Genomic DNA, 16,255 nt, shown 5'->3' with positions numbered 1-16,255 from the left:
TGATGGCTCCATTCGGGAGGTTGGGCGCGAATGTCACGCCTGCGGTTGGGATTTCGATCGGCCGTGTCAGACGGCGATTTCACCGTCATTGGTGCGACATAGCCAATTCAACCTGACAACTGGCTAACAACTGCATCCGCGCCGCTGATGGGCCGCCCAACCAAATTTTCACTGTCAGCTTGTTGTCAGCGTGGCTGTTCTAGCCGAGTGCCGCGACCAAGAATCATTCCCCAATCAGTGCTTGCGGGGTCGCCGCAAGCGATCAGGAGCCTTTCGAACATGCAGCCCTTCAAGACCGGACTGGTCCTCGTCCTACTAGCCGCGTCGGCACCCGCCTTCGCCAACACGATCGTAAACGTCAAGCTGTGGGACAAGGATGGCGTCGCGAACCCCGATGCAAAGATGGGAATGGGCATGCCGGCAAACATGAGCATGGCAACCATGAGGATCAAGCTGGACCAGACCGTCGTATTAGCGGGCAAGGTGACCTTCGAGGTTCAGAACAGCTCCAAGGACACGGTCCATGAGATGATCGTGGTGCCGGTGAGCGACGCCAAAAGGACAACGCTGCCCTATGTGCCAAATGAAAACCGCGTCAACGAGGATGCGGCAGGCCATCTCGGCGAAGTCTCCGAGCTTGATCCGGGCAAGACCGGATCACTGACGCTAGACCTCAAGCCTGGCAACTATGCCGTCTTTTGCAACATTCCCGGCCACTTCATGAATGGAATGTGGGCGACCATCCTGGTCAAGTAGGCCGTGATTTGATGAGGCACCCGCCGCGCCAAAGGAGCGGCGGGTTTTTGGTTTCATGTCCGTCGATGCCAACCCGTCAGGCTTCAGTGCTCTGCGCTGCTCGCTTCACAAGCTTCCTGCGGGGCAGGAGCGGATAGCCGATCTGGCCGAAATAGGTGGAGGGGATCGGATCATCGACGCCGTACTTCTCCGGCACCTTGTCACCGGTGACATTGTAAGTTCCGAACAGCATGTCGAGGACAGGCAACTGCCCGGCGAAGTTCTTGTCATAGGCTTCGCGCTGGTTGGCATGGTGCCAGCGATGGAACTGCGGGCTGGCGATCAGCCACTTCAAGGGGCCGAACGGAATCCGCACGTTGGAATGAACAAGCATCGTGTGGCCAAAGTAGATCATCGAAAAGAGGGCGATTGAGGCGTCGGAGAAGCCGAGGAAATAGACCGGCGTCAGCGATACTGCCTTCGTGACGATGATGTCGACCGGATGATTATGGAAAGCACCGAGCCAATCCAGTTCCTCGATGCCATGGTGAACTGCATGGAACTTCCAAAGTGCAGGGATTTTGTGGAAGGCTCGATGTGCCCAATAGACGCCGATATCGGTGATGAGGATGATCTCCGCAACCTGCAGCCAGACGGGCTGACCGCTGACGGCTTGCGTTATCGATTGCGGGACGAGCATTTCAGCGGCGCCGAGGGCACCGGCCGCTATCATGACGATGGCAACTTTTACGATGAAGCCGTTGAACAGCAGATAGATCAGGTCGACAGCCAGACCCTTGCGGAAAATCTTCTGCGGCCGCTCGGCAAACAGATGTTCGAACGGAATGAAGATCAGCGCGCAGATCAACAGTGCCTTGATGCCAAAGATATCCATCCATTCGCCCCGGCGCGCCGTCTGCGCCTCTGAGAAGAACCACATCTCCCTTTCCAAAGGGCTAAAGGCTCTGCCGTTTTTGGGTGGCGGACCGCACCTGACGATGACGAGCCCTACGCTGTCGCGCTGCGATAAACAGGATCCCGCGACCGATATCGGCTGTCAAAGTCCAACAAGGTCGGCCTGAAACCTGCTATTCCCGGTGCATCCCGACGCTGTGTCGTAGTAAGCGGAACGTGCGAGCAAATGTCGCCGAACGCGACGGCTCGGAGTAATGGGACCGTCGAACACGGTTCCTTGACAAGGCTTCGAACTGTTCGTGTCCTAGCCGTCAAGACCCCAAAGATCCGGGTTGCGTTTGAAATATTCAATCAGCATCTCGGTGAGCACCCGCACTTTCCGCGTAGGATGCTGACCCGGCGGGCGGACGACATACGCGGCTCCCGGAGGCACCGGATAGCGTGTCATGATCGGGACCAGCGCACCGGAGGCCACATATTCATGTGTGATGCAATCGGGGAGCCAGGCGATGCCGAGACCTGCCGCCGCGGCAGCGGCAAGCGCCGTGGCGCTGTCGGCCTTGAACCTGCCCTGCGGCTGGACCGTAACAATCTTGTCGCCATCTATGAACTGCCAGGCTTCCGTTCCCTGCATGAGGGCCTGATGGGTGACGAGTTCGTCCGGAGTCTCGGGTGGTACGTGCGCTTTGATGTAATCCGGGCTCGCGACAAGCTTTCCATGGATCGGCCCGACGCGCTTCGCGATTAGGTTGGAGTCCTGAAGGTAGGCGCCCCGGATCGCGCAATCGAAACCCTCTGCGATGAGATCGACGAAGCGATCGCTGTAAGAAGTATGGATGTGAAGCTTCGGGTGCAGACGCGCCATTTCCGCTAGCACGGGGGCGAAATGGGTCGCGCCGAAAGTAAGCGGCATGGCAACCCTCAGGCGGCCGCGCAGCTCACCTGTGGGGAGGATCGTTTCCCTGGCCGTATCAATCTCGGCGCTGGCTCGGGCCGCATGGTCTCTGAACGTGATGCCCGCTTCTGTGAGCGAGGCGCCGCGGGTCGTTCGTGCAAGCAGCTGGACGCCAAGTTCCGCTTCAACCCGAAAGAGCCGCCGACTGACGATTGACTTGGAGACGCCGAGCCGGCGCGCGGCGGCCGATACGCCCCCGGCGTCGGCCACTGCGACGAATGTCTGTAGATCTTCGATGTCCATTGGTGTTCCTCGTTTAGCGACACAGCTTGCCTGAACATGGCACTACCGCATCACCAAAAGGAACAGCAAATTGCGTCCAGGCAACGTCGCCCGCCGGCGCATGTCTCCCATGAACCCATTGCCGTCCATCGCGACGGAGAAAGAACGTCTTTATGACCTTTCGTAACGGCCTTGATTCACTTCTTCGCCCCGAGGATTCGGTCCTCGTTTTGATCGACCACCAGCCTTACCAGCTCGCAAACCTGAACAGCCACGATCCGCACATGGTGGTCAACAACACGACCGCGCTGGCGAAGCTGGCAAAAGCCTTCAATGTTCCGACCATTCTCACCAGCGTGATCGCGGCGCGCGGTGGACTTCTCTTTAAGCAGATCACCGAGGTATTTCCGGACCAGGAAGTCATCGATCGCACCTGGGTGAACACCTGGCAGGACGAGAATGTGGTGAGCGTCGTCAAGGCGACTGGCCGCAAGCAGCTGATCATCGCCGGTCTGTGGACCGAGGTCTGCGTCGCAATGCCTGTCATCCAGGCCGCCGGCGAAGGCTGGGACGTGACCGTGATCACCGACGCGTCGGGCGGGATTTCGAAGGAGTCTCACGAAGTTGCCATCCAGCGAATGATCGCGGCCGGCGCGAACGTGATGACCGTGATGGCGCTCGCTGGCGAATGGCAACGCGATTGGGCGCGCACCGAGCATGTCGAGGAGCTGACCGAGATTCTCATCCAGCACTTCGGCGGCAGCGGCATCGCGTATCTTTGGGAGCAGCAGCTTCTCAACACGCCTGTGCCGAGCACCACGGGTTGATCTGGGCGGAGGTGACGAAAGTTTTGAGCGATCCAGCGCCAACATGCTGACTGCTTATCGAGCCGCGTCACCCCCGCTCCACAAGACGGCCGCCCATGCCTGAATGCAGGGCGGCCGGCATGATCAACGACCACTTCCTCCAGCCATTATCCAGGACAGAGGCTCGGCATCACCGAGGTCGACGACGCATTTGGCTCTTGAGCTTCATGCAATATGATCTCGGATATATCGACCTGGAACAGGGGACTTTGCAACCAATCGACAACCCGTTCGGCACGAGGTTGTCACCCATGTCTTAGGTACAAACTGTTACCCACCGCTGTGGCGGCTTCCTGCTGTCCTGGCAGGAGGTGCGCATAAATGTTCAACTTGACCGACCGGTTCGCATGGCCGGCGCGTGCCGACACGACATGCACAGGAACGCCGCTGCGCAAACAGGTGCGTGATATGGGTATGCCGGCGGCCATGGAAGTTACTTGCGGAACGCCTGCGGTAACCCAAGGTAAAGCCGAATCATCTGGACTGACAAAGGCGGGGGACTTCCGAGAGAGAAAGGAAGACCCAATGAACATGATCGATCACGGTTCGCACTTCGAATGTGCGGACGCCGACCAGTCTGAAATGACTGATGATGAATTTGCTGCCGTTCAGTTCGAAGAGTGGAAGCATAAGGAAGGCGAGTGGACCCCGCCTTCAAACGTTGATTGGTGTAACCCGACATTAGTCTCGGTTCGCATTGCTTGGCTAACTATGTTCAAACCCAAGGGGGAACTTGTAGCCTTGTTCGAAGCGAATCCTGACCTCGCAATGGAGATGACCGACAGGATCGTTCAGGCCAAGAACGACCTTGATCTCATAATCACTATCCTTGACGGAGCCACGGGAAGGCTTTTAGTCGCGGGCACCGAAGCTTCGTTGGCTGAGACGGTGTCATGAGCACGCCGCTCGTCGAACCGGCCATCGTTCCAGACATCTTCGTCACAGGAAATGCGCCAACGACCACAATGGGCGACAATCTCAGGCTCACCTTGTTCGTGGCCCAGCGCTCGACCTTGGACTGCAGTCCAGAAAACGTCGTTGTCGCGAGGATCGTCGGGAGCAGGTCGGATATGCTCCGGATCGCTGCGGCTATTGTACGGGGCTGCAACTCTACGGAAAAGGCGGCTGAGGCCTTCGAGGCGTTCTTGGACGCACCCACCACGGGCCGGCACTGAAAATCCGCCAACTGGCGATATTGGCCCGCCACCTCTCGGCAGCGGGCCATTTTGGGCCTAATTGTCGTATTCCTTCAGCCCTTCAAGCTCGGCCTTCAATTCCTTGTTGTCTGCAAGGATAGTGTCTGTCGTGTCTACAGACGGCCCATTATCGTGCTTTGAGTAGAAGCGGGCCTTTCCGGCTTCGATCATCTCGATGCGAGCATTCAGACTGACAACCTCCTTCTTCATCCAGGCGATATGATTCTCTAACATGGCGGTCATGCTGCTTTCTTCCATTGTTGCTCTGCTTTTTCACTCCCACATGAAGCCGGTGAAAGTGTCAGTATCAACCATCCGCAAGGTCATCGTCTCAAAATAGTTCTTTCCGAACCATCCCTTGTAATGGATGCGGATCGGGAACTCCGCGGCGTTCCTCCAGAACCCTTTTTCTTCCCCTTCAGTCACGCCAAATGAACAAGAGACCTGTGCGCCGTTGTGCAGCACTGGAATCATGTCCCTACGGTCGAAACAGGACAACCACGCCTTTTTGTCCTTATTATTGGCGCCTCGACCTAATGCAGCAGCCAGGGCTTTAGCGTCCGCGACTTCGAACCAGACGTCGCGAGCGGGAATGGATCCTGAGTTGAGAACAACGAGATTATAGGCGATTCCCGTATTGCCGCCGGAGTGTGTCTTGACCATCGCAGTGACAATCGGGCGAAACTGACGCCTCCAGAAATGAGCAGACATCGCCAAGGCGATCAGGGCGACTGCGAGAGCCGCAATGTTCATCCAGTCCACCTTTTCGCCCCCCAATATTACCCTGAGTGTCGCAGGAAAGAAATGGCACCGCAATTGGCACCGGGGTCGGCTGACGTCGCCTCACGGCGGCCACTTGATCTACTGGCAAATATGAGATCAGCTTCCCGATCCACCCAAACCAGAGAGTTTCAGCAATGCACGTTTTGCTCCGGGGAGATGTGACGTTCGGCAACAACGATCCCGGCCCCCCGCTCGATAAGGTCTACAAAACCGTCACGGTGAGTACGGCCAACGGGCCATTTGTTTTCACTGGCGAAGGCGACATCGCGCGCCACGTCTTCGACTACATCCGTCGGGCTCACGGCAGGAGCGGCGCGTCTAAAAAACTGAAAGACTGCCATGCTGCCATCAAGGTTGGTAAGGGAGCAGCGGCCGACATCGTCTTCGCGTAAGCGGGGCAGATTCTGATTATTTCCAAACGTGCGACAAAAGCCCGCTGACCCTTAACCGGTGGTGGCGGGCTTATTCAACGCAGGATCGCGACGGTGAGAGCAATCACGGCGATCATGGTCCCAATCACCCATTTCCAGTGCTCTAGGTAAAAGTCGACCAAGACATGCGCGGCTTTCGATGTCCAATGCCGTTCATAGCGTTCGCCGGGGAGAACAATGAAATGCTTGCTGACCATTGATTCCTCAGGGACAAGACGGCCCTGATACCAAACGGCCACCACCCGACGAACGTCCATTTTCTCTGGCGACCTCGTTGTGCGTTAATTTGTACGCAAGAACACTAAAATTTCTTATTAGATAAGTAAATCAGCGGCATATGGCGGAGGAAGTGGGATTCGAACCCACGGTGAGCTTGCACCCACGCCGGTTTTCAAGACCGGTGCCTTAAACCGCTCGGCCATTCCTCCAAACAGTTGAAATCATTGTGCTTTTGTCTATTTGTTGCGGGCGACGGATTGTCGTTTGCAACGCACTTTGCAACTATTTGCCTTTTCGCTCGCTGCTTATAGCCGCCTGCAATGCCACGTCAACTTGCTCCGCTGCGTCGGCCTGCATTCCTGGCATGACATGCGAATAAAGGTCTAGCGTGATCCCGATGTTCGAATGTCCCAGGCGCTCGCTTGCTATCTTCGGGTGAACCCCGGCCGAAAGCATCTGCGTGGCGTGGGTATGCCGCAAATCGTGGAATCGGATGCGGGGCAGGGATGTCTTGCCGAGAACGCGCACCCACTCATGCGTGAGGGAACGGGGTTGCAGGGGCTGGCCGTCGACCTGGGCCACAACGAAGCTGTCGGCGTCCGGACGAATGCCAAGGCGCAACTGTTCCTCGGCCTGGCGCGCGCGATGCGCCTTCAGTTCGGCGACAGTGCTGGCCGAAAGCGCCACCGTCCTGGCCCGGCCGCTCTTCGGTTCTTTGTAGCGCACGCCGTCAGCGGTCTGCTCGGCGCTCTCTTCGATCGACATCTGCCGGCGATTGTCTCCAAGCTCCAGGTGCCGCCACCGAAGGGCAAGGATCTCGCCGCGACGCAAGCCACACGTCACAGCCAACAAAATCGGGATAAACATTCTCGTCGGCCGGAGGGTCTCAAGCAGCGTCGCTGTCTGGATCACATCATAGGCGAGCATCTTCTGTCGCTCGACCTTTGGCGGAGTTGTAGCCAAGGCAGGATTGCGAGAAAGCCTCTCCCATGTCACGGCTTGGCCTAGCGCTTTGACCAGCACTCTCCGGTAGTGGTGAACCGTTCGAGGCGACAACGGCGGGAGAGGTTTCAAAGGCTCACCGTCGTTCCTCCGGCGATGATCGACACGCGGAGCTGTCAGTGCGGTGGTGAAGGCGGCATCAATTCGATCAGTTTTCAACTTGGACAGGATCACGTTGCCGATAAGCGGAGCCATACCTTTACGGCATATCTCGGCGTACCGCTCGTGCGTCTTGGGCGCCACAGACGGCCTGATAAAGCCGAGCCACTCGTCCAGGAACTCGGCAACCGTCTGCTTGGTCGGCTCAACATAGAGGCCTTGGTCGAGAACCGTAATGAGGCGGGAGCATTCCTTCTGCGCCTCGCGCTTCGAGCCTTTGAAGCTATGCCATTTGCGCTTCTTCTTGCCGGTCTTAGGGTCGATCTCGCCGACGTCTAATACGATTGCCCAATGGCCTGGGCTGCGTTCGCGGATATGGCCCTTCATTCGCTCACCTCGCGTTTTTCTTGGGCTTTTTGGCGCTGGGCCTGGATTTTGTCTCTCCGCTTTCTCCACCATTCAAGCTGAACTTTGCGAGATGCGCCGATCGCCAGCAAGATTTCTTCGTTGGGATATTCCTCCGCCGCAAGGCGGTCGGCGTCTTTGATCGCCTCCGAAAGCGCAGGGTTGTTTATGAGTGGCGCTATTTCAACGAGGAGGCGAAATAGATTGTCCTGTGCTTCAATCTGTCTGTTGAATACGAAATTCACGGAATCGTAGAGCCTATGAGCAATGACTTTGTCTACCTCGACTTGGGGGGCATCCTCCACCTCCAAGCCGGCGAGTACTTGTTCAGGAATATCTGTTGCTTCTGCTGCAAGGTCGAGAACTTCGGCCACATCTTTGACGATTGACGGCATCGACCGCACCGTTCGCATTCCAATCTGAACAAGGCGGCGCATCGCGTCCGATCTCGTTGCAACCTTGTTTGCGTGCTGCCAATTGTCGACGGCCTCCAACTCCTCAGGCGAAATGAGCATATGGAGCCGCTCGGTCTTCTCGCGCCCCTTGTACCCCTTTGGCATCGGCTGTCCCCGTTCGTGTGAAATTGGGGAATATGCACATATTCGCGTTGCGAACAATGCCGAATTGGCTTAGAACGAAATATGCGCATCTTCCGCATAACCTAATGGAGGTCACTTTGACGCTTGACGAAGCTCTGGCGCGCCCAACGGTATCTGTTCCGGTTGCGGGTGCAGTCTTTTACGATTTGGGCCGAAACGCCGCCTACAGCGCCGCGAAAAGAGGGGACTTCGAAACAATCAAGATTGGCGGCCGGATTGTAGTCCCGGTGGCGCCGATCGCCGCCCGGCTTGGCCTCCAGATGAGCGTCAATGACAAGAAGGCGGTAGCTGCTTGAGCGCCAGTCAGAAAGATCGGACCACCAGGGGCAAGACCTACAATCTAGTCAGGAAGCGCACCAAGCCGCCTATCGACGAAAACGGCTGGCAGGCTTTGACGGCCGACTTCATGGAGTCTGACGCGTTCCGTACGCTCAGCGGCAACGCCTACAGGGCACTCTTCCGGTTAATGATTGAACACGTCTCGCACGGCGCACTTAGCAACGGCCGGCTTGTCGTGACCCATACTCAGTTCATCGACTACGGCGTTACCGGCGAATACGTGGCCGATGCGACCGGTGAGCTCGAGTTCAAAGGGATCGTTCGAGTCAAGCGTGGGAAGGCTGGCGATGGCACGTCTCATCCGAACACATATCGTTTGACCTTTACAGGGGATTTCGAAGGGGCGGCTGCAACAAACGAATGGCGCCGTTTCACTATGGCAAAGGCGAAAGAGTGGTCGACAACAGTCAGGAAGCAATTGGCCGAACAGCGCGGCAAGCTCGGGCGGAAGAAAAAAACCTCGCTTCGGAATCCCGAAATGCCGCCGCTTGGGAATTCCGAAATGCGCGAGGCCTCGTGATGATTTCGGCGCCCAAAAATTCAATGAATTCAATACCCAGCACATTTCGGAGTTCCGAAGTCCTATACATATATCGGAGGGGATATCGATGCGGAGTCTGAGCGCACAGCCGATCACTGATGCATCGTGTGACATCCTTCCCTTCCCGACAAACCGCCGTGTCGGAAAGATCCGTCGAACCGTCGAAGTTCTGTCCGATCGATCCGGAAAGGGTGCCGACCAGTACTGGAAACAGGTGATTGCAGGTATGCGAACCCAGATGGTGTCGGCCGGCTTGGCCGATGACGTCATCGAGAGGGAACTAAGGGCTTTCGCCGACGAGGTTTTTGGCCGGACCAGTCACTGTCCTCGACCTGAAACGAACGGTGCATTGTGAAAGGAAAAGACCACATGAAATACGTTTGGCCGGCGGGCCTCGAACCGCTGCGCAAATGGCTCGTAGCTCAAGGGGTCGACACCAAGTCGATCGTCAGCGAGCGTCAAGCCGCGTTCTTTGTCCAGAAGCTGAGCGACCAGCGCATTAAGTTTCCGGCTGATCGCTCGGCTTCGCATTTCCCGCTGCTCAAGAAGCTGCAGGATATCATCTGCACTGGTGCGGCTACGCCTCGGCCGGTGCCGACACGCGGTCAACCGTTCGCGCCGAAGAAAAAGGGCAAGGCAAAGCCGGCGCACGGACAGACGCATGAGATGCCGGCCGATGCGCTGGTGATCTACTGTGACGGGTGCTGCGAACCTAATCCCGGCGTCGGCGGGTGGGGCTTTGCAGCGTATAAGGACGGCGTTGAGATTGATGCCAGCTTCGGCGGCGCGGCCACTGCCACAAATAACACCATGGAACTGACCGGCCTGCTGATGGCATTGGCCTGGGTCGCGGCCTCGGCGCCGGCTGAGCCTGTGGTGATCTACTGCGATAGCCAGTATGCGGTCAAAGGCCTGAACGAGTGGGTTCCGGGCTGGAAAGCCAAGGGCTGGAAGCGCAAGGGCGAAAACGCCAGCGAGAAAAACCAGTCTATCGCGAACCTTGCCCTATGGCAGGCGATCGACAGGGCGCGCGATGAACTGCAATTCGTCAAGGTCCAGTGGGTAAAGGGCCATGCCGGCGCCGTGGGCAATGAGCGGGCCGACGAGCTGGCGGGGCAGGGGCGCGAAGAGGCTGTCCCTGTGGAAGTCACGCCTCTCGATCTGATCAAACAGCAACTCCAATATTCGGTGTAGCGAATGAACCAGCGCGCGCAAGCTAACCTCTGGTATGTGGTGGAATCGGCGCCGTCGACTGAGCGCAAGGCGCGCGATGAACTGCTGCGCGCCGGCTACGAAGTTTTCTGGCCGTTCTGGCGCAAGGAAATCAAGCATCACCGGACGAAGAAATGGATGATGAAGGACTTCCCGCTGTTCGTGCGCTACGGGTTCGTTCGCCTAGGGTCACCGGATCGCTGCTCTGAGCTGGATGATATCGATGGCATCAACAAGGTGCTGCGTGTCCAGGGCTTCCCGGTGCCCGTCTATGACGATGTGGTCGTGCGGATTCGCCGGGCGGTGGAAAGCGGCGCGTTTGATGAAACCCGCGAAGATGGCTACCGGCTCCACGCTGGCGACAAGGTGAGGATCGCCGAAGGCCAGTTCCTCGGGCTGGAAGGCCTCATCGACGCGGTGAAGGACAATCGGAAGGCAAAGGTGCTGGTCTCGATCTTCGGCCGAGCGGTGCCAACATCGATAGAACTTGAAAATCTGGCGAAGGTAGCGTAATACCACACATAGGCGATTTGCGGCTGACTGAGCGGGATCTTCGGATCACTCGCCGGGCCGATGCGGGGGCAAGATTTCGCCGCCCCCGCGCTCAGGGACATATTCCAGAAATTCAAACGTTAGCTGCTGTTTGCAAACGTTGGTCACGTGAACCGTCAACATGTCACAGTGATGTAACGTTACGTGGCGTTACGAAGCGTTCCAGACCGGGGTGACGAGGGCGTTCAGTCGCCGCCACTTCCATCAGATTCAGAAATGGAGGTTGCAGGCTCCACAGAGGGGCCGGACCGTGGTGTCTTGCTCTCCTCGGCAATTACCAAGAGGGCTTCAAGGGTGACCGCAATACCTGACATCAGCGCGGAAATATCGGTGTTCCCGCCGGGCAATGCGAGTTCTGCCGCCCTGGTTTGCATGCTGGTGCTGAGTTCTTTCAATTTCTGGCGCAGATCGTCGTCCATGACATTCCTCCATTGACTGGAGGCCTAACGCTGCGTTTAGCGACCAGTTCCTTCCTGGCTGATTCCCAGCCTGCTGGGGCGCGCCTATGCTGGATCAGGGCGCACTTGGACTGCTCGCTTCAGCCTGCTCATACGGCAATTCGCCAAGGTGCCGGTGTAGAAACCGTCAGTCGCTGTCTTCCCGCTGGAGTTTGGAGTCGCCAGAGCAACATCTCGGCTTCATCCCGCGCAAGCCCAATGAGCACTCTGCCGGCAATCTCAGCTGGAAGTTCGGAAACTAGATCGTACACCATCCAGTAGTCGGTCGGTTCTTGGATCGCAATGAACCTCATCCCCGCCTCCTTCATTAGTGAGGCCTAACGTAACCGAAACGCGCTCAGTTCCACATAGTGCTTTCGACTAGCCGGCCTCGGTAGCCCCGATACTATGGCTGAAGCAGGGCAGCCCCATATTGTGCCCACAACCGTTCGCAGTCTTTGGCCCTTAAGCTGGGGGTCCCCGGTTCGCCGTAGAACACCATCGCTCCTCGGACGTCATATCCAAGAACCGAAGCGTTAGCCACGAACTGAATGGCCTCCCCGAGCCGCGTGGTGATCTGGCCTTCCGTTTTGCTCGTGAGGTCAACCACCCCAAGAATTTCCGCCTCGGAACTCTTGGCCCCGAGGACAGCAGCCGCCGTCGCACTGCATATGGCAAGTAGCATCCCATTAGCCTCCGCTAATGTCTGTAACCGCGCAACGTATCCTTTGTTCCAGGAATCTGCACCGTCTCAGACCGGGAGAATCGGCCGGCAAGGTGGCTGCGGTCGTTTTGGACCGGGAAAGCGAAAAGACGGCGATCTACTCGGAAGGCCATTCGGTGCGCCATTTGCCGTCGGCGCCTTGAACCAGGACCTCTGCCACGTGCCCGTGCGACGCGGCGACCTTCGCCCCTCTGATTGCTGCCACGACAGCGGCGACGTTCGAAACGTATGAGTAGACCTCTCCGTCGTACCGGACCTTCCAACGATCACCTTCTCTGAAGACGTAGTATTTCGCGTCCGCCATAGGGCCCCCAGCGAAGATGCGCGTTGAACATCGCTCATGCAGCAAACCATGGCGGTGACATTTCTACAAACTTGCACCCGCTCAGACCGGGAGGACCATCTATGCCCGCAAACGAGTTGACCCCGAAGCAAGCGCGCTTCGTCGACGAATTCATGATCGACCTGAACGCCACACAGGCGGCAAAGCGGGCCGGCTACAGCGAATTGACCGCAGATGTGCAGGGTCCGCGCCTGTTAGGGAATGTTGGTGTCGCCGCTGCCATTGCAGCCAGGCAGGAAGCCATCGCCAAAAAGCTTGGCGTCACTCAGGAGCGCATCGTCGCCGAACTGGCGAAGATCGGCTTTTCGGACATTCGCAAGGCGATCAAGTGGCAGAGTGCCCTCATCATCGAACAAGATAATCCGGACGGCGGCGATGTCCTGGTGATCCGAACGGCCGTCACGAACACTGTGCAGATGGTGGCGAGTGACGAACTGGACGACGACACCGCAGCCGCGATTTCCGAAGTCAGCCAGACCGCAACCGGCGGCGTGAAGATCAAGCTTCACGACAAGAAAGGCGCGCTGGTCGACCTCGGCAAGCATCTGGGCATGTTCAAGGAACGCGTCGAGCATACCGGTAAGGACGGCGCGCCGCTTGTCCCGGTGGTCAATGTCCGCCTCAGCAAGCGCTGAGATCAATCTGGACCTGCACGACAAGCAGGCCCTGGCATTCGAGACGGAAGCAACCGAAGCGCTCTATGGCGGGGCAGCGGGGGGCGGGAAGTCGCATCTGATGCGCTCTGCCGCGATAACGTGGTGTTCGGAAATTCCGGGGCTTCAGGTCTATCTATTCCGTCGAATTCGGGAAGACCTGATCAAGAACCACATGGAAGGCCCGCAAGGCTTTCGCGCGTTGCTCGCCGGCTGGGTGGAATGCGGCTTCTGCTCCATCGTCGAGGATGAAATTCGGTTCTGGAACGGGTCCAGGATCTACCTCTGCCATTGCAAGGACGAGAAGGACCGTTTCAAGTATCAGGGCGCCGAAATCCACGTCCTGCTGATCGACGAGTTGACCCACTTCACGGAGGTGATTTACCGGTTCCTCCGCAACCGCGTCCGCATGGTCGGCATAAAGCTTCCCGCGAAGTACGCCGGCCGATTCCCGCGCATCCTATGCGGCGCGAACCCGGGCGGAATCGGCCACCAGTTCGTCAAGGTCACGTTCATCGACGGCGCCAAGGCGATGAGGGTCTACACGACCGAGCCCAGCGAAGGCGGTATGCGGCGGCAGTTCATCCCGGCCCAGCTCGAAGACAATCCGAGCATGAACGACAACGACCCCGGCTACGAAAACCGGCTGATGGGTCTTGGGTCGGAAAGCTTGGTCCGCGCCATGCGATATGGCGACTGGGATGTTGTCGAGGGAGCCTATTTCGACAACTTCGAACGTCGGCGGCATGTGGTGAAGCCCTTCACGCTTCCCGATCACTGGATCCGCTTCCGCGCTGGTGACTGGGGTAGCGCAAAGCCTTTCGCCTTTGGCTGGTATGCGGTGGCGTCGGACGACACGATCATTGCGCCCGGCGTCGTCATTCCGCGTGGCGCCCTGGTCAAATACCGCGAATGGTATGGGGTGAAGGTCGACAAGTCCGGCAAGTATCTGCCCGATGTCGGCCTGAAGCTGCACGCGGAAGCCGTCGGCGCTGGCGTCAGGCAACGCGATTACGATGACATCATCGTCTATGGCGTGCTCGATCCCGCTGCGTTCGCCCAGGATGGTGGCCCCTCGCTCGCCGAGCGCATGGCCCGGGGAACGACCGGTTCCAATGGATCGACCTTCCGCAAGGCCGACAACAAGCGGACGGCCGGTCGCGGCGCCATGGGCGGATGGGATCAACTGCGCGGTCGCCTGACAGGTGACGAAGACGGCCGTCCGATGCTGGTGATTTTCGACACCTGCATTCACACCATTCGGACACTGCCGGCGCTCCAGCATGACGAAGCGCACCCGGAAGACCTCGACACCAAGCAGGAAGATCACGCTGCTGACGAGACTCGGTATGCCTGCATGTCGCGACCATGGACCGGCAAGCCGAAAGAGCGGCCGAAGGAAATCCCGAAGGCCGGCCAGATCATGTTGCCCGGTGCGCCCGACGACGGCGCAGGCATCCGAAGGATACGCGTATGACCGAACCACTGTACCGCGCCGGCCATCGCTTCGAAGGGCCTGACGGCCAAGGCTATGAGCTGATTGCAGATGTCGTCATCGGCGAGTTTGTGAAGGCGGATCAGTTCAAAGCGCTGAACGGTGCGCCAGAGCCAGAGGAAGGCAAGCGGATGCCTGAATGGCTGTCTAAGCAGGTAGTAGCCTAATGGCGACCGAAAGCGACGACGACGTGATGGACGATGGCGAAGCCGTCGATCCGTCGCTGAAACCCAAATCCTCCAAGGGCTGGTTGAAGCTCATCAAGGATCAGGAAAAGGCTGGGTTCGCCGACTACCAGGAGCGCTGCACCAACATCCAGAAGCGCTATGCCGAGCTTGCCCGCTTGGCCAGCATCACGCGCGACCGTGAATTCCAGATATTCTGGGCCAACATCGAGGTGCTTAAGCCGTCGATGTATTCCCGGCCCCCGGTGCCGGTGGTTGCGCCGCGCTTTCAGGATCGCCGGCCGGTGCAGCGCACCACGGCGGAGTTCCTCGAGCGCTGCACCGTGGTCACATTCGATCGCGAGCGCATCGACGGCGTCATGCGCCGTATCAGAGACGATCTGGCCCTGCTCAATCGCGGCTGCGCATGGCTCCGCTACGAGGCAAAGAGCAAGGACAACGACTTCGTCGAGCGGGTTTGCATCGACCACAAGAACCGCAAGGATTTCGTGCATGATCCGGCCCGCACATGGCGGGAAGTTGATTGGGTCGGCGGTGGCGCCTGGATGACGCGCAAGGAGATGCGGAAGCGTTTCCGCGCCACGTCCGGCAATGCCTATCAGGATGCCGAGTTCGCCGTCCGCAAGGACGACAAGAACAACCATGATGGCAAGCTGAAGGCGCGCGTCTGGGAAATCTGGTCGAAGTCTGAAAACAAGGTGGTTTGGGTCTCGCCTGGCGTCGATGTCGTGCTCGATGAAGGTGAGCCGCATCTGACGTTGGAAGGCTTCTTCCCATGTCCGGAGCCGGCATATGGAACGCTTCAGCCTGAAAGCCTGATCCCGGTCCCGGATTATCTGTTCTACAAGGATCAGATCGAGGAAATCAACGACATCACCAACCGGATCTCCGCGCTGACGCAGGGGCTTCGGGTTCGGGGGTTCTATCCCTCTGGTGCCGGTGAAATCGGCGATGCCATCGAAGCCGCACTGAAGTCGACCAACGACCGCCAGGTCATGGTGCCGGTGTCGAATTGGGCAGCATTTGGCAACGGTGCCGCAAAGGATACGATCGTCTGGCTTCCGCTGGACATGATCGCGACGACGATCACCCAGCTCATCTCGCTCCGCAAGGAGCTGATCGACGACATCTACCAGATCAGTGGCCTGTCGGACATCATGCGCGGCGAGAGCAATCCGAACGAAACGCTCGGTGCGCAGCAGATCAAGACGCAATACGGCTCGGTTCGCATCCGTGACCGGCAGAACGAACTGGTTCGTATCGCCCGCGACATCGCGGCCATTGCCGGCGAGATCATGGCCGAGAATTTCCAGCAGAAGACGCTGGCTGACATGGCGCAGATGGACC

General features: G+C 58.4%; 20 protein-coding genes, 1 tRNA gene and 1 pseudogene. 13 read left to right on the top strand and 9 right to left on the bottom strand.

Annotated features, from left to right (window positions below; genetic code table 11):
* The first annotated feature begins 279 nt into the window (after positions 1-279).
* Complete coding sequence (locus EN935_RS05150; RefSeq protein WP_127262500.1) at positions 280-756, top strand: plastocyanin/azurin family copper-binding protein; 477 nt, start codon at positions 280-282, stop codon at positions 754-756.
* Between the two features lie 76 nt (positions 757-832).
* Here EN935_RS05150 and EN935_RS05145 read toward each other — a convergent pair whose 3' ends face one another.
* Positions 833-1,675 (bottom strand): sterol desaturase family protein, encoded by an 843-nt coding sequence (locus tag EN935_RS05145; RefSeq protein ID WP_245468636.1) that lies wholly within the window; start codon positions 1,673-1,675, stop codon positions 833-835.
* Positions 1,676-1,954: 279 nt separating this feature from the next.
* Positions 1,955-2,848, bottom strand: a complete 894-nt coding sequence (locus tag EN935_RS05140) for a LysR family transcriptional regulator (RefSeq protein ID WP_109671273.1) — start codon at positions 2,846-2,848, stop codon at positions 1,955-1,957.
* 152 nt (positions 2,849-3,000) lie between these two features.
* Between EN935_RS05140 and EN935_RS05135 the strand changes: the two genes are divergently transcribed.
* The 3 genes from EN935_RS05135 to EN935_RS05115 all read left to right on the top strand — a co-directional run bounded on the left by EN935_RS05135 (position 3,001) and on the right by EN935_RS05115 (position 4,868).
* Positions 3,001-3,654, top strand: a complete 654-nt coding sequence (locus EN935_RS05135) for a hydrolase (RefSeq protein WP_127262511.1) — start codon at positions 3,001-3,003, stop codon at positions 3,652-3,654.
* A gap of 360 nt (positions 3,655-4,014) precedes the next feature.
* Positions 4,015-4,590 carry a hypothetical protein gene (locus EN935_RS40670; RefSeq protein WP_164757534.1) on the top strand — a complete coding sequence of 192 codons (576 nt, stop codon included), beginning with the start codon at positions 4,015-4,017 and terminating at the stop codon, positions 4,588-4,590.
* Positions 4,587-4,868 (top strand): hypothetical protein, encoded by a 282-nt coding sequence (locus EN935_RS05115; protein WP_127262497.1) that lies wholly within the window; start codon positions 4,587-4,589, stop codon positions 4,866-4,868. The genes EN935_RS40670 and EN935_RS05115 overlap by 4 nt, the downstream gene beginning before the upstream one ends.
* A 57-nt stretch (positions 4,869-4,925) precedes the next feature.
* On the opposite strand, the gene EN935_RS05110 is transcribed toward EN935_RS05115, so the two are convergent.
* Both EN935_RS05110 and EN935_RS05105 read right to left on the bottom strand, forming a co-directional pair.
* The gene (locus tag EN935_RS05110) at positions 4,926-5,132 is read right to left on the bottom strand and encodes a hypothetical protein (RefSeq protein ID WP_206534495.1); all 207 of its coding nucleotides are present in this window, start codon (positions 5,130-5,132) and stop codon (positions 4,926-4,928) included.
* A 30-nt stretch (positions 5,133-5,162) separates the two neighbouring features.
* Positions 5,163-5,651, bottom strand: a complete 489-nt coding sequence (locus tag EN935_RS05105; RefSeq protein ID WP_206534494.1) for a hypothetical protein — start codon at positions 5,649-5,651, stop codon at positions 5,163-5,165.
* 155 nt (positions 5,652-5,806) lie between these two features.
* Between EN935_RS05105 and EN935_RS05100 the strand changes: the two genes are divergently transcribed.
* Positions 5,807-6,064: a hypothetical protein gene (locus EN935_RS05100; RefSeq protein WP_127262494.1), complete on the top strand. Its 258-nt coding sequence runs from the start codon at positions 5,807-5,809 to the stop codon at positions 6,062-6,064.
* Between the two features lie 74 nt (positions 6,065-6,138).
* Here the strand turns inward: EN935_RS05100 and EN935_RS05095 are convergent, their stop codons facing one another.
* The 4 genes from EN935_RS05095 to EN935_RS05080 form a co-directional block, all read right to left on the bottom strand.
* Positions 6,139-6,360, bottom strand: coding sequence for a hypothetical protein (locus EN935_RS05095; RefSeq protein WP_127262493.1), 222 nt, complete (start codon positions 6,358-6,360; stop codon positions 6,139-6,141).
* A gap of 81 nt (positions 6,361-6,441) precedes the next feature.
* Positions 6,442-6,531 (bottom strand) — tRNA-Ser (locus tag EN935_RS05090).
* Between the two features lie 73 nt (positions 6,532-6,604).
* Positions 6,605-7,810 carry a site-specific integrase gene (locus EN935_RS05085; RefSeq protein ID WP_127373194.1) on the bottom strand — a complete coding sequence of 402 codons (1,206 nt, stop codon included), beginning with the start codon at positions 7,808-7,810 and terminating at the stop codon, positions 6,605-6,607.
* Positions 7,807-8,388, bottom strand: a complete 582-nt coding sequence (locus EN935_RS05080) for a hypothetical protein (protein WP_127262491.1) — start codon at positions 8,386-8,388, stop codon at positions 7,807-7,809. Before EN935_RS05080 ends, EN935_RS05085 begins: the two co-directional genes overlap by 4 nt.
* Positions 8,389-8,504: 116 nt before the next feature.
* On the opposite strand from EN935_RS05080, the gene EN935_RS05075 reads away from it, so the two are divergent.
* From EN935_RS05075 to EN935_RS05055, 4 genes are all read left to right on the top strand, one after another.
* Positions 8,505-8,723 carry a DNA-binding protein gene (locus EN935_RS05075; RefSeq protein WP_245468635.1) on the top strand — a complete coding sequence of 73 codons (219 nt, stop codon included), beginning with the start codon at positions 8,505-8,507 and terminating at the stop codon, positions 8,721-8,723.
* Positions 8,720-9,286, top strand: a complete 567-nt coding sequence (locus EN935_RS05070) for a hypothetical protein (RefSeq protein ID WP_127262489.1) — start codon at positions 8,720-8,722, stop codon at positions 9,284-9,286. The genes EN935_RS05075 and EN935_RS05070 overlap by 4 nt, the downstream gene beginning before the upstream one ends.
* 390 nt (positions 9,287-9,676) lie before the next feature.
* Complete coding sequence (locus EN935_RS41860; protein WP_127262487.1) at positions 9,677-10,501, top strand: RNase H family protein; 825 nt, start codon at positions 9,677-9,679, stop codon at positions 10,499-10,501.
* Positions 10,502-10,504: 3 nt separating this feature from the next.
* On the top strand, positions 10,505-11,032 hold the full coding sequence (locus tag EN935_RS05055; protein ID WP_127262486.1) for a transcription termination/antitermination NusG family protein: 528 nt from the start codon (positions 10,505-10,507) through the stop codon (positions 11,030-11,032).
* A gap of 224 nt (positions 11,033-11,256) precedes the next feature.
* Here the strand turns inward: EN935_RS05055 and EN935_RS05050 are convergent, their stop codons facing one another.
* Positions 11,257-11,490: a hypothetical protein gene (locus EN935_RS05050; RefSeq protein WP_127262485.1), complete on the bottom strand. Its 234-nt coding sequence runs from the start codon at positions 11,488-11,490 to the stop codon at positions 11,257-11,259.
* Positions 11,491-12,637: 1,147 nt separating this feature from the next.
* On the opposite strand from EN935_RS05050, the gene EN935_RS05040 reads away from it, so the two are divergent.
* The 4 genes and pseudogenes from EN935_RS05040 to EN935_RS05025 form a co-directional block, all read left to right on the top strand.
* Positions 12,638-13,210, top strand: a complete 573-nt coding sequence (locus EN935_RS05040; protein ID WP_127262483.1) for a terminase small subunit — start codon at positions 12,638-12,640, stop codon at positions 13,208-13,210.
* Positions 13,188-14,705 (top strand): terminase, encoded by a 1,518-nt coding sequence (locus EN935_RS05035; protein ID WP_245488865.1) that lies wholly within the window; start codon positions 13,188-13,190, stop codon positions 14,703-14,705. The genes EN935_RS05040 and EN935_RS05035 overlap by 23 nt, the downstream gene beginning before the upstream one ends.
* Positions 14,702-14,890 (top strand): hypothetical protein, encoded by a 189-nt coding sequence (locus tag EN935_RS05030; protein ID WP_127262983.1) that lies wholly within the window; start codon positions 14,702-14,704, stop codon positions 14,888-14,890. The genes EN935_RS05035 and EN935_RS05030 overlap by 4 nt, the downstream gene beginning before the upstream one ends.
* Positions 14,890-16,255, top strand: a pseudogene (locus EN935_RS05025) (hypothetical protein); the annotation flags it as partial. The gene EN935_RS05030 and the pseudogene EN935_RS05025, both read left to right, overlap by 1 nt.

The sequence above is a fragment of the Mesorhizobium sp. M7D.F.Ca.US.004.03.1.1 genome, from assembly GCF_003998635.1.
Lineage (GTDB): Bacteria > Pseudomonadota > Alphaproteobacteria > Rhizobiales > Rhizobiaceae > Mesorhizobium > Mesorhizobium loti.
This window is presented reverse-complemented; position numbering and strand designations above follow the sequence as displayed.